The following is a 12,697-nucleotide window of genomic DNA, read 5'->3' on the forward strand; positions in this document are numbered from 1 at the left end:
GTGTACGTAGCGGACAGCCGCGCGAGTTCGCCGCCGTCCGCGGACGGTGCCGTCCGGCCCCTGGCCGGGCGGCGCCGTGCCGCGGTCGCCCCGACCGTGCTCGCGCTCGGCACGGTCAGCCTGGTGACCGATGTGTCGTCCGAGATGGTCACCGCCGTTCTGCCGTTGTACCTGGTCACCGGACTCGGCCTGTCCCCGCTGGGCTTCGGGCTGCTGGACGGGGTGTACAACGGGTTCTCGGCGGTCGTACGGCTCGCGGGCGGGCATCTCGCGGACCGGGGCGGCGGGCGGCACAAGTGGGTCGCCGGGTTCGGCTACGCGGTGTCGGCCGTGTGCAAACCGCTGCTGCTGCTTGCTCATTCGTTGACCCCGATCGGGCTGGTCCTCGCCGCCGACCGCACGGGGAAGGGGCTGCGGACGGCGCCCCGGGACGCCCTCATCTCGCTGTCCAGCACGGCGGAGACCCGTGGGCGGGCCTTCGGTGTGCACCGGGCCATGGACACGGCGGGTGCCCTGCTCGGGCCGCTGGTGGCCTTCCTGATCCTGCGGGCGACCGTTGACGGTTACGACGCGGTGTTCACCGTCAGCTTCTGTGTCGCGGTACTCGGTGTCCTGGTGCTGGTGCTGTTCGTGCCGGGCGCGCGTGGTGGCGCGGTCGCGGAGGAGCGGCCCACCCTGCGCGGTGCGGTGGGGCTGTTGCGGCACCGCGGGCTGCGGCGGGTCGCGCTGTGCGCGCTGCTGCTGGGTCTGGCCACGGTGAGCGACTCGTTCGTGTATCTGCTGCTCCAGCGGCGGCTGGGCGTACCGGACCGGTGGTTCGCGCTGCTGCCGCTCGGTACCGCCGCCTCGTTCCTGCTGCTGGCGGTGCCGCTCGGGCGGCTCGCGGACCGGGTGGGCCGGTGGGCGGTCTTCGTCGCCGGGCACGCTGCCCTGCTGGTCGCGTACGCGTCGCTGCTCACGGCATGGCACGGCCCGGCCCTGCCGTACGTCGTCCTGGCGCTGCACGGCGCCTTCTACGCGGCCACCGACGGGGTGCTGATGGCGGCGGCCTCGGACGGAGTGCCTCAGGCGCTGCGCTCGTCCGGGCTGGCCCTGGTGCAGACCGGGCAGGCGCTGGCCCGGTTCGCCTGCGGCCTGTTGTTCGGCGCGGCCTGGACGGTGTGGGGCGACCGGACGGCGCTGGCGGGCGCGACGCTGGTGCTGGCCGCGTGCGCCGTGTTCTCCCTGGTCCTGCGTCCGAAGGGGACGGTGCCCGGATGACCGTACGCAGCCGCGTCCTGATCCTGGTCGCCGCCGTCGCCGTGCTCGGGGCGGTGGGGCTGGCGTCCGTGCTGCACGCGTCGGCCCGGGCCGACCGCCGCGACCAGGAGCAGACGGGCGGTCCGCGGGTCACGGCGGGGACGCTGACGCTGAGCGGGCACGGGCGGATGGTGTTCCGGAACCTGGCGTGGGGGCCGCACCGGGACGAGCTCGTCGGTGTTCCGGCCGGCGATCCGTCGGGGGCGCGGACCGCGTCCGGGCTCAAGTGCCTGCGTTTCCACGCCGCTTCGGGCACGGGTGTGTGCCTGCAGGCGGTGCACGGGCCGGTCTCGGACACGTATCGCGCGCTCATCCTGGACGCCCGGTTGCGGACGGTGCGCCGGTACGACGTTCCGGGCATCCCGTCCCGGGCCCGGGTCTCCCCCACCGGTCACTTCGCGGCCTGGACGGCCTTCGTGGGCGGTGACTCGTACGCCGGGACCAACTTCTCCACGCGTGCGGCGATCGTGGACACGAGGAGCGGGGAACTGATCCCGTCCCTGGAGGACTTCCGGGTCGTCGGGGACGGGCATCCGTACCGGGCGCCGGACGTCAACTTCTGGGGGGTGACCTTCGCGGCGGACGACCGCACGTTCTACGCGACGCTGGCGACGAAGGGGCACACGTATCTGGTCCGCGGCGACCTGCGGACCCGTACCGTCACGACCCTGCACGCGAACGTCGAGTGCCCGTCCCTGTCGCCCGACGGCACCCGGATCGCCTACAAGAAGCGGGTCAACGGCCTGCCCAAGGACGCCCCTTGGCGTCTCTACGTGCTCGACCTGCGCACGATGCGCGAGACCCCGCTGGCCGAGCGGAGGAGCGTGGACGACCAGGCGGTCTGGCGGGACACCCGCACGCTGGTCTACGCCCTGCCGGGTGACTACGGCGCCGATCTGTACCAGGTTCCGGCGGACGGGTCGGGGCGGGCGCGGCGGATCGCCACGGCCGCGGTGTCGCCGGTGTACGTGCCGTAAGGGCCCGACCCCCGGTCCACTTGATCATGAAATCGGCGTGTCGATGTCCATTTTGGCGGATTTACACCCTAATCTCCGTTGCTGTAGGTGGAAGATCCGTGACAGGTCGCATCCACAACTCACTCTATGGAGATCACATGAACAAGCTTCACAAGGCTGCCGTCATGGTCGCGGCTCTCGGCAGCGTCGGGTTCCTGGCCGCCGGCACCGCGCACGCCGGGGGCGAAGGCGGCAACAGCGTCATGCAGAGCTCGAACTGCCGGTCGCACGACCTGAACGTCGACGTCCTCGGCGAGGTCGGAATCCTCAACGGCGTCCTGGGCAACGCGCTCAACGGCGAAGGCGACCCGGGCGCGCAGGCGACCCACATCGGCTCGACCATGGGCTGCGACAACAAGGCCTGGTAAGAGGCCGGTTCAGCACCCCTGAACGGTGGGAAGTGGCTGGGCGGTGGCACCGAGAGCGCTGTGGCGCACTCCGGTACCACCGCCCGCAACCGTTCCGGGCCGCACACCTGCCGCGACTACAGCACCGGCAGGTTCTTCCGCAGCTCGAAGGCCGTGACCTCGCTGCGGTACTCCTCCCACTCCTGGCGCTTGTTGCGCAGGAAGAAGTCGAAGACGTGCTCGCCGAGGGTCTCGGCGACCAGGTCGCTGCTCTCCATGAGGGTCAGGGCCTCGCCGAGGTTCTGCGGAAGGGGCTCGATGCCCATCGCGCGGCGCTCGGCGTTGGACAGGGCCCAGACGTCGTCCTCGGCGCCCGGCGGCAGCTCGTAGCCCTCCTCGATGCCCTTCAGGCCGGCGGCCAGCAGGACGGCGTAGGCGAGGTAGGGGTTGGCGCCGGAGTCGATGGAGCGGACCTCCACGCGCGCGGAGCCGGTCTTGCCGGGCTTGTACATCGGGACGCGGACCAGGGCGCTGCGGTTGTTGTGGCCCCAGCAGATGTAGGAAGGGGCCTCGCCGCCGGCGCCCGCCGTGCGCTCGGAGCCGCCCCAGATGCGCTTGTAGGAGTTCACCCACTGGTTGGTGACCGCGGAGATCTCCGCCGCGTGCCGCAGCAGGCCCGCGATGAAGGAGCGGCCGACCTTGGAGAGCTGGTACTCGGCGCCCGACTCGTAGAACGCGTTGCGGTCGCCCTCGAAGAGGGAGAGGTGGGTGTGCATGCCGGAGCCGGGGTGCTCGGAGAAGGGCTTCGGCATGAAGGTCGCCTGGACCCCCTGCTCCAGCGCCACCTGCTTCATGACCAGGCGGAACGTCATGATGTTGTCGGCCGTGGAGAGGGCGTCGGCGTAGCGCAGGTCGATCTCCTGCTGGCCGGGGGCGCCCTCGTGGTGGGAGAACTCCACCGAGATGCCCATCGACTCCAGCATGGTGATCGCCTGGCGGCGGAAGTCCATGCCGACGTTGGTCGGCGTGTGGTCGAAGTAGCCCGAGTTGTCGGCCGGGGTGGGGCGGGAGCCGTCCAGCGGGCGGTCCTTCAGGAGGAAGAACTCGATCTCCGGGTGGGTGTAGAAGGTGAAACCCAGGTCGGAGGTGCGGGCCAGGGCGCGCTTGAGGACGTAGCGCGGGTCGGCGAAGGACGGGGAGCCGTCCGGCATGAGGATGTCGCAGAACATGCGGGCGGTGCCGGGGGTCTCCGCGCGCCACGGCAGGACCTGGAAGGTGGACGGGTCCGGCTTGGCGATCATGTCGGACTCGTAGACCCGCGCGAAGCCCTCGATGGCCGAGCCGTCGAAGCCGATGCCCTCGTCGAAGGCCTGCTCCAGCTCGGCGGGGGCCACGGCGACGGACTTGAGGAAGCCCAGCACGTCCGTGAACCACAGGCGTACGAACCGGATGTCGCGCTCCTCCAGTGTCCGGAGCACGAACTCCTGCTGCTTGTCCATCTTCCGCTACCCCATCCTTGCTGGTCAGGCCGCCTGTCCCCCATCCCTCGGGAGGCGGTCGGGCACCTGAGCATCCCACCACAACACCATTTCGTGCGCGTTGCGGACCTTGATCGCCGGAGCGTCCTCGGTCCGAACGCCTCTCGTACGGCAGGTGTACTGCTCTCTCCCGCCCATCTTGCCTGCTCGCACCGACATCCGTAATGGCCGGTCCGCTTCGCGGCGTGAGCGACACCACGCCCGTTTAATTTGCATCTCGGATGCAAGTTTTCATAGCGTTCCGATCAGTCGAGCCCTGAGGAGCCCCGATGCTGTCCGAGCAGTCCGCGGCCACCGTCCGCGCCACCCTCCCCGCCGTCGGCGCGGCCATCGGCGAGATCACCGAGCGCTTCTACGCCCGCCTCTTCGCCGCCCGCCCCGAACTGCTGCGGGATCTTTTCAACCGCGGAAACCAGGCCTCCGGCGCCCAGAAGCAGGCCCTCGCCGGCTCCATCGCCGCCTTCGCCACGCACCTGCTGGAGCACCCGGACACCCGGCCCGACGCGATGCTCGGCCGGATCGCCCACAAGCACGCCTCGCTGGGCGTCACGCCCGAGCAGTACGACGTCGTGCACGAGCACCTCTTCGCCGCCATCGCCGAGGTCCTCGGCGAGGCCGTCACCCCCGAGGTCGCCGCCGCCTGGACCGAGGTCTACTGGCTGATGGCGAACGCGCTCGCCGCCATCGAGAAGCGGCTGTACGAGGAGAGCGGCAGCCGGGCCCGGCGGCCGTGGGAGGTCGTGGAGCGCGTCGAGGAGACGGCGGACGTGGTCACCTTCCGGCTGCGCCCCGCCGACGGCGGCCCGGTGCGCGGCTTCCGCGCCGGTCAGTACGTCTCCGTCCAGGCCGAACTGCCCGACGGCGCCCGCCAGGTACGGCAGTACAGCCTGTCCGGGGCGCCCGGCGAGAGCGCGCGCCAGTTCAGCGTCAAGCGCGTGACCGGCGACGGCACCACCCCCGACGGCGAGGTGTCGAACCACCTCCACGCACGCGTGCGGGCCGGCGACGTCCTGCACCTGTCCGAGCCGTACGGCGACCTCGTCCTGGACACCGACGCCGAAACCCCGCTGCTGCTCGCCTCCGCCGGCATCGGCGTGACCCCCATGGTCGCCATGCTGGCCGACCTCGCGGCCACCGGCCACCAGGGCCCCGTCACCGTCGTCCACGGCGACCGCTCCCCCGCCGACCACGCCCTGCGCGCCGACCACGAGACCTGCGCCGGGAAGCTCCCGGAGGCGTCCGTGCACTTCTTCTACGAGCACGACGCCGGGCCGGGCACCCGCACCGGCCTGGTCGACCTGACCGGCATCGCCGTACGGCCCGGCACGCGCGCGTACCTGTGCGGGCCGCTGCCCTTCATGCGCGCGGTCCGCGCCCAGCTGATCGAGCAGGGCGTGGCCCCGGCCGGCATCCACTACGAGGTGTTCGGCCCGGACCTGTGGCTGGCCAGGGGCTGAGCCCCTCCGGTCAGTGGGCGCCGAAGCTGCGGGCGCCCTCCCGGCCGGTCTCCTGGTTCTCCGCCACGTACGGGCGCAGCTCCTGCTCGTAGGCGGCGAAGGCCTTGGTGTGGTCGCCGCCGGACCCGGCGAGGTGCCGGGCCAGGGTGCGGGCGCCGATCAGGGCCTGGGAGGTGCCCATGCCCGAGGTGGGGGCGGCGCAGTAGCCGGCGTCGCCCAGCAGCACCACCCGGCCCTCGGACCAGCGGTCGAGGTGGACCTGACAGGCCGAGGAGACGTAGAGGTCGGTGGCGGCGGACATGTCGTCCAGCAGGCGGGGCACGATCCAGCCGGCACCGGCCATCCGCTCTCCGGTGATCCGCTCCTGCTCCGCCCGGTCCAGCAGGTCCAGCTTCGGCGAGTCGCTGGCGAAGGAGAGGCTGACGGACATCCGCTCCGGGTCGGCCGCGCTGAACGCGTAGACCGCCCGGCCGGAGCTCTGCCACAGCGCGCCCCGGTGGTCCAGGCCCAGCCGGTTCGGGGCGGTGAAGCCCACGCCCGACAGGCCGAGGTGCCGGATGGCCTCGCTGTGCGGGCCGAAGACCAGGCGTCGCACCACCGAGTAGATGCCGTCGGCGCCGACGACCAGGTCGTAGGTGTCCGGGGCGGCGCGTTCGAAGCCGACCCGGACCCCGTCGGCGTCCTGCTCGATCGCGTTGACCGAGTCGTCGAAGACATAGCGCACCTTCTGCGCCGTGTGCGCGTGCAGGATGCGTGTCAGGTCCCGCTTGGGCACCTCCAGTTCACCGGCGAAGTGCTCGGCGGGCAGTTCGCCCACGCGGTTGCCGCCGGCGTCCAGCAGATCGGTGCCGCGCATCCCGGTGGCGTGCCCGCGCACCTCCTCAAGGATCCCCAGGTCCGCCAGCGCCTCGAAGGCCGCGCCCCGGAAGTCGACGGCGTAGCCGCTGTCCCGCAGTGCCGGGGCGCGCTCGACCACGGTCACCTCGTGGCCGTCGCGGTGCAGGAGGAAGGCGAGCGCGGGACCGGCCACGCTCGCGCCGGAGATGAGGACCTTCATGACGTACCCCCGTCGTCGTTCTCTGGTCGGCCCCAGCCTTCAGCAAGTCCCCCCGGTGATCAACACCGTTTCCGGCCAGGGGATGCCCGCCTCGCCGCAGCGCGACCGGCCACGACGCGACGAACCCGCAGGCCACCGGCGTCCGACGCGTCAGTCGCGCTCCGGCCCCCGGGAGATCCCGAGCAGCAGGGGCCCGGTCGGCCCGGAGACGATGTCCGCCACCGTGACGGGGTCCAGCGCGGCGAAGAAGGCCTCCTGCGCCCGGTGCAGCGCGCCGCGCAGGAGGCAGCCGGAGTTCAGGGGGCAGGGCGTCGGTCCCTCGCAGTCGACCACGTCGCCGTCGCCCTCGAAGGTGCGCACCACCGCGCCGACCGAGGCCGTACGGCCCTTCCCGGTGAGCGTGAGACCGCCGCCCCGGCCGCGCCGGGCGTCGACGAGGCCCAGGTGCTGGAGTTCGGCGACGACCTTGGCGGCGTGCGTGTAGGGCACGTCCATGTCCGCCGCGACCTGGCGGGTGGTGGGCGTGGCGTCGGCGGCGACGGCCAGTCGCATCAGGACGCGCAGGGCCAGGTCGGTGGAGCGCAGGAGCCGCATACCACGAGCGTAGGTAATACGCATCCGCGGTTCAAATTATCCCGCCGTCCCTCACTTTGCCGGTCCGGGCCTACGGAAGCCCACTCCTTCCCCATTACGATCAGCGGGCCCCACCCTTCCCGTTGCCGGCCCTTTCCCCCAGAAGGACACTCATGGGTTCCGCCAAGAACAGCAGCGCGGCGCGCAAGGCGCGCATAGAGGAGATGCGCCGTACCGAGCGTGCGCGCGAACGCCGCAACCGCGCGCTCACCATCGCCGCGAGCGTGGTGGTCGTCGCCGGCCTCGCGGTCGGCGGTGTGGTCCTGCTGAATTCCCAGTCCGACGACGGGAAGAACAGCGCGAGCGACTCCAAGAGCTCCGGGGCCTCCGCGAACACCAAGAGCTCCGGGAACTCCAAGAGCTCCGGGAACTCCGGGGACTCCGGGCACTGGACCACCGGCAAGGACGGCGTGCGGACCTGGTCGGGGCAGCTGGCGCGGACGCACGTCCCGTCCGAGGTGTCGTACCCGATGCACCCCCCGGTCGGCGGCAACCACAACCAGATATGGGCGACCTGCGACGGCACCGTCTACACCCAGCCGCTGCGGGACGAGAACGCCGTGCACTCGCTGGAGCACGGCGCGGTCTGGGTGACGTACACCAGCAAGGCGAAGAAGGCCGACGTCGACACGCTGGCGGAGAAGGTGAAGAAGACGTCGTACTCGCTGATGAGCCCGTACGAGAACCAGGCGGCGCCGCTGATCCTGTCCGCCTGGGGCCGCCAGGTGGCCGTCAAGAGCGCGGACGACCCCGAGGTGAACAAGTTCTTCGCCGCCTACGTCCAGGGCCCGCAGACCCCGGAGCCCGGCGCCCCCTGCACCCAGGGGGCGATGTAGTGGCGCGCCGGCACGCCGGCTGGCTCGCCGGGGCCGCGGCGGCGGTGCTCGTCACGGCGGGCGCGATCACCTACGCGTCCGCCGAGGACACCGGCGGCCCGGGCCCGACGACTGCGGGCGCGCCGGCTCCGGGCCCGGAGTCGGCGGACGCCGGGTTCGCGCGGGACATGGCGGTCCACCACCAGCAGGCCGTCGAGATGTCGTACATCGTCCGGGACCGCACGAAGAACGCGGACGTGCGCAGGCTCGCCTACGACATCGCGCAGACGCAGGCCAACCAGCGCGGCATGTTGCTCGGCTGGCTGGACCTGTGGGGGCTGCCGAAGGTGTCGGCGAAGCCGCCCATGTCGTGGATGGGCATGGGCGGCATGCCCGAGCGCGGGGACGGCTCGCTGATGCCGGGCATGGCGACGAACACGGAGCTGAGGAAGCTCCGGTCGCTGAGCGGCAAGCAGGCCGAGATCCTCTACCTGCAGCTGATGACGGACCACCACAAGGGCGGGATCCACATGGCCGAGGGGTGCGTGGCCAAGTGCGCCGTCGGGGTGGAGAAGCGGCTCGCGCAGGGCATGGTCGACGCGCAGCAGTCGGAGCTTCAGGTGATGGCCGGGATGCTCAAGGAGCGGGGCGCGGCGCCGCGTTCGTGAGGAGCGGTGCGCGGACAGCGATGTGCGGACAGCGGTATGTGAACGGCGGCATGTGAACAGCCGCCGGGCCGTTCCGTTACCCAACCGTGAGGAACGAAAGGCACAATTCGCCCCACCTGACGGGCACTTGAGCTTCTCTTGACCTTTACGTTCCCCTGGCATGAACGGTTCATCGACAGAGTGAACCCCCATCATGTGATCCATTCGACCGGCCGAACCGCCGCGGGCCGGCGCGCGGACGCGTGACGTACCGACCACTACATGCATGCGAACCGCATCGCAGGGGGTTCTATGAGATCCAACCGCGCCAAGCTGCGCGCCGTGAGCATGGCAGCGACACTGCCCATGGTCGCCGGCGCGCTGGCGCTGGGCATACCCGCGGCGCACGCCGCGGACAGCCCCGCTCGTGACGCACTGAAGGGCACCAAGCCGCTCTGGGCCACGGCCAAGGCGGACAAGGGCGCGACCCCGGACAGCGCCAAGGTGAACGCCCGGGTCTACCTGGCCGGCAAGGACGCGGCGGGCCTCGCCGCCTACGCCAAGGCCGTGTCCGACCCCAGCTCGCCGCTCTACGGCAAGTACCTGAGCGCCAAGAAGGCGCAGGCCTCCTTCGGGGCCACCAAGGCCCAGGTGGCCGCCGTCAAGTCCTGGCTGACGTCGGCCGGTCTGAAGGTCACCGAGGTCACCCAGCACTACGTCGCCGTCTCCGGTGACGTGGCCGCCGCCGAGAAGGCGTTCGGCACCCAGCTGCACAACTACGCCAAGGGCTCGGCGACCTACCGCGCCCCCGCGCAGACGGCCTCCGTGCCGGACAGCCTGAAGGGCGCCGTCCTGACCGTCACCGGTCTGGACAACGCCCCGCACAAGTCCGACCACGACGACCAGCTGCCGCAGCCGAGCGCCGTGTTCAAGAACGCGGGCCCGTTCTCGACCTACTACGGCTCGAACACCGCGACCACGCTCCCGGACGCGTACGGCGGCAAGATCCCGTACGCGGTCAAGGGCTACACCGGCAAGCAGCTGCGCTCCGTCTACGGCGCCGGCTCCTACACCGGCAAGAACGTCCGCATCGCCATCACGGACGCCTACGCCTCGCCGACCATCGCCTACGACGCCGGCAAGTACGCGCTGAAGAACGGTGACGCGGCCTGGAAGACCGGCCAGCTGCACCAGGTGCTGCCGGCGAACTACACCAAGACCAAGGAGTGCGGCGCCGCCGGCTGGTACGGCGAGGAGACCCTCGACGTCGAAGCGGTGCACGCGGTCGCCCCGGCCGCCGACGTCACCTACGTCGGCGCGGCCTCCTGCTACGACGCCGACCTGCTCGACTCGCTCAGCAAGGTCGTCGACAACCACCTGGCGGACATCGTCTCCAACTCCTGGGGCGACATCGAGGCCAACCAGACCCCGGACCTCGCCGCCGCCTACGACCAGGTCTTCCAGCTGGGCGCGGTGCAGGGCATCGGCTTCTACTTCTCCTCCGGTGACGACGGCGACCAGGTCGCCAAGTCCGGTACGAAGCAGGTCGACACCCCGGCCAACTCGGCGTGGGTGACGGCGGTCGGCGGTACCTCCCTGGCCGTCGGCAAGGGTGACACGTACCAGTGGGAGACCGGCTGGGGCACCGAGAAGGCGACCCTGTCGCCCGACGGCAAGAGCTGGACCAACTTCCCCGGCGCCTTCACCTCGGGCGCGGGCGGCGGCACCAGCAGGACGGTCGCCCAGCCGTACTACCAGAAGGGTGTCGTCCCGGACTCGCTCGCCAAGGCCAACAGCGCCGACGGCAACCGCGTCGTCCCGGACATCGCGGCCATCGCCGACCCGAACACCGGCTTCCTGGTCGGCCAGACCCAGACCTTCCCGGACGGCTCGCAGCAGTACAGCGAGTACCGCATCGGCGGCACCTCGCTCGCCGCTCCGGTGATCGCGGCGGTCCAGGCCCTGGCCCAGGAGGCACGCGGCGGCAAGGCGATCGGCTTCGCCAACCCGACGATCTACGGCAAGTACGGCAAGAAGGGCGTCTTCCACGACGTCACGGACAACCCCACGGGCTCCGGCCTGGCGGTCGCCCGCGTGGACTTCGTCAACGGCCTGGACGCCAAGGGCGGCCTGCTCTACTCGGCCCGCACCCTCGGCAAGGACAGCTCCCTGTCCGCGGTGAAGGGCTACGACGACGTGACGGGCGTCGGCTCGCCGGCGGACGGGTACGTCGCGTCGTACGCGAAGAGCGCCAAGAAGCACTGACGCTCCGCTGAGCGCGAGGGGGCCCGGGGTCGTGGAGACCCCGGGCCCCGTTGCGTTGCTTCACCAGCTCGGCGAGTACGACTTCGACCGGCTTCGACGTCGGCCTCTGCGTGACCGTACCCGCATCGCCGATCGCCTCAGCGCAATCCCGGCGCACGGGCCAGCGGGCGTGATCCCGCCCAACCATCACAGGCCACCGAGCCTGCGGGCATACCGCCACTCCAGCACTCACGCGCAGATCGCAGATCAGTGACCGCTCGACGCCACCGCCACCCCGTCCGGCGGGTGAGGGGTGGGCGGAGTGCTCAGTGGTGCAACGCGCCCGACCCCTCCGGTACGTGGCCCGAGACCACCCGTCCCACCGACGGAGTCCCCCGGCGTCGGTCCACCGCCCACGCCACGCTCGCCACGCCCAGGCCCAGTACCGCCAGCATCGCGCCCGCCAGCGCGGGGGACGTCGTACCGAAGCCCGCCGCGAGGGCGAGGCCGCCGATCCAGGCGCCGCCGGCGTTGGCCAGGTTGAACGCCGCCTGGTTGGCGGAGGAGGCCAGGGACGGGGCCGCAGCCGCCTTCTCCATCACCATCAGCTGGAGGGGCGAACCCGTGATGAACGCCGCCGTGCCCAGCAGCGTCACCGCCAGCGCCGCGCTCCACTCCGCGCGCATCAGCAGCGGGAAGAGCAGCAGGACCGCGCCCAGAGACGCCAGGCCGCCGAAGAGCGTGCCCCGCAGGGAGTGGTCGGCGAGGCGGCCGCCCAGCAGGTTGCCCGCCGTCGCGCCCACGCCGAAGAGGGCCAGCAGCAGGGTGACGTTCGTATCGGCGTAGCCCGCCGTGTCCGTCAGCATCGGGGTGACGTAGCTGTAGGCCGCGAAGAGCGCGCCGAAGCCCGCCACCGTCGTACCGAGGGCCAGCCAGACCGGGAGGGAGCGCAGGGCCGCCAGTTCGCCGCGCAGGCCCGCCGACGCGGCCCCGTGCGTCCTGTCGTGCGGGATCAGCAGGGTCAGTGACGCGATCGCCGCCAGGCCGATCACGCTGACGCCCAGGAACGTCGCACGCCAGCCCAGGTGCTGGCCGACCAGCGTCGCCACCGGCACCCCGGCGACGTTGGCGACGGTCAGGCCGAGAAACATCAGGGAGACCGAGCGGGCCCTGCGCTCCGGCGGGACCATCGACGTCGCCACGACCGCGCCGACGCCGAAGAAGGCGCCGTGCGGCAGGCCGCTGAGGAAGCGGGCGGCGAGCAGGGAGCCGTTGCCGGGGGCGAGGGCGGACAGGGCGTTGCCCGCCACGAACAGCGCCATCAGGGCGATCAGGACCGTGCGGCGGGACATGCGGGCTGTGAGCGCGGCGAGCAGCGGGGCGCCGATCACCACGCCCAGCGCGTACGCCGAGACCAGGTGTCCGGCGGTGGGGATCGAGATGTGCAGGTCGTCCGCGACGTCGGGGAGCAGCCCCATCATCACGAACTCGGTGGTGCCTATTCCGAAAGCGCCGACGGCCAGGGCGAGCAGGGCCAGGGGCATGAAGGGCCTGTGCCTTTCCACGTAAGGGTCACGAAGGGGAGCGGAGTTCCGAACAGCCTATGTTCAGCTACGAAACAAAGTGGCCCTGGCCCCTGTTCCC

Annotated in this window: 11 protein-coding genes; 7 read left to right on the plus strand and 4 right to left on the minus strand. The window is 71.5% G+C overall.

All coding sequences use genetic code 11. The features are described from left to right. From ABT171_RS18180 to ABT171_RS18190, 3 genes are all read left to right on the plus strand, one after another. A complete protein-coding gene (locus tag ABT171_RS18180; protein ID WP_351244835.1) occupies nt 1-1,260 on the plus strand; it encodes an MFS transporter in 1,260 nt (419 codons plus the stop codon). Beyond that, nucleotides 1,257-2,276, plus strand: a complete 1,020-nt coding sequence (locus tag ABT171_RS18185; RefSeq protein WP_351244837.1) for a TolB family protein — start codon at nt 1,257-1,259, stop codon at nt 2,274-2,276. The genes ABT171_RS18180 and ABT171_RS18185 overlap by 4 nt, the downstream gene beginning before the upstream one ends. Before the next feature lie 137 nt (nt 2,277-2,413). Beyond that, nucleotides 2,414-2,683 carry a hypothetical protein gene (locus ABT171_RS18190; protein ID WP_351244839.1) on the plus strand — a complete coding sequence of 90 codons (270 nt, stop codon included), beginning with the start codon at nt 2,414-2,416 and terminating at the stop codon, nt 2,681-2,683. 116 nt (nt 2,684-2,799) lie between these two features. Here the strand turns inward: ABT171_RS18190 and glnA2 are convergent, their stop codons facing one another. Beyond that, nucleotides 2,800-4,161, minus strand: coding sequence for a gamma-glutamylpolyamine synthetase GlnA2 (glnA2, locus tag ABT171_RS18195; RefSeq protein ID WP_351244841.1), 1,362 nt, complete (start codon nt 4,159-4,161; stop codon nt 2,800-2,802). Between the two features lie 308 nt (nt 4,162-4,469). On the opposite strand from glnA2, the gene ABT171_RS18200 reads away from it, so the two are divergent. Next, nucleotides 4,470-5,657, plus strand: a complete 1,188-nt coding sequence (locus ABT171_RS18200) for a globin domain-containing protein (protein WP_351244843.1) — start codon at nt 4,470-4,472, stop codon at nt 5,655-5,657. 10 nt (nt 5,658-5,667) lie between these two features. Here ABT171_RS18200 and ABT171_RS18205 read toward each other — a convergent pair whose 3' ends face one another. Then, nucleotides 5,668-6,714 carry an FAD-dependent monooxygenase gene (locus ABT171_RS18205; RefSeq protein WP_351244845.1) on the minus strand — a complete coding sequence of 349 codons (1,047 nt, stop codon included), beginning with the start codon at nt 6,712-6,714 and terminating at the stop codon, nt 5,668-5,670. Between the two features lie 150 nt (nt 6,715-6,864). After that, nucleotides 6,865-7,308: an Rrf2 family transcriptional regulator gene (locus ABT171_RS18210; protein ID WP_351244847.1), complete on the minus strand. Its 444-nt coding sequence runs from the start codon at nt 7,306-7,308 to the stop codon at nt 6,865-6,867. A 152-nt stretch (nt 7,309-7,460) separates the two neighbouring features. Between ABT171_RS18210 and ABT171_RS18215 the strand changes: the two genes are divergently transcribed. The 3 genes from ABT171_RS18215 (at nt 7,461) to ABT171_RS18225 (ending at nt 11,074) form a co-directional block, all read left to right on the plus strand. Then, nucleotides 7,461-8,183: a thioredoxin-like domain-containing protein gene (locus ABT171_RS18215; RefSeq protein WP_351244849.1), complete on the plus strand. Its 723-nt coding sequence runs from the start codon at nt 7,461-7,463 to the stop codon at nt 8,181-8,183. Further along, nucleotides 8,183-8,830: a DUF305 domain-containing protein gene (locus ABT171_RS18220; protein WP_351244851.1), complete on the plus strand. Its 648-nt coding sequence runs from the start codon at nt 8,183-8,185 to the stop codon at nt 8,828-8,830. The genes ABT171_RS18215 and ABT171_RS18220 overlap by 1 nt, the downstream gene beginning before the upstream one ends. A 291-nt stretch (nt 8,831-9,121) precedes the next feature. Beyond that, entirely contained in the window at nt 9,122-11,074 is a 1,953-nt protein-coding gene (locus ABT171_RS18225) for a S53 family peptidase (RefSeq protein WP_351244853.1), read from the plus strand. Nucleotides 11,075-11,379: 305 nt separating this feature from the next. On the opposite strand, the gene ABT171_RS18230 is transcribed toward ABT171_RS18225, so the two are convergent. After that, nucleotides 11,380-12,597, minus strand: coding sequence for an MFS transporter (locus tag ABT171_RS18230; protein WP_351244855.1), 1,218 nt, complete (start codon nt 12,595-12,597; stop codon nt 11,380-11,382). Nucleotides 12,598-12,697 lie beyond the last annotated feature (100 nt).

It is taken from the genome of Streptomyces sp. NPDC001851, from assembly GCF_040297165.1.
Taxonomy (GTDB): Bacteria; Actinomycetota; Actinomycetes; order Streptomycetales; family Streptomycetaceae; genus Streptomyces.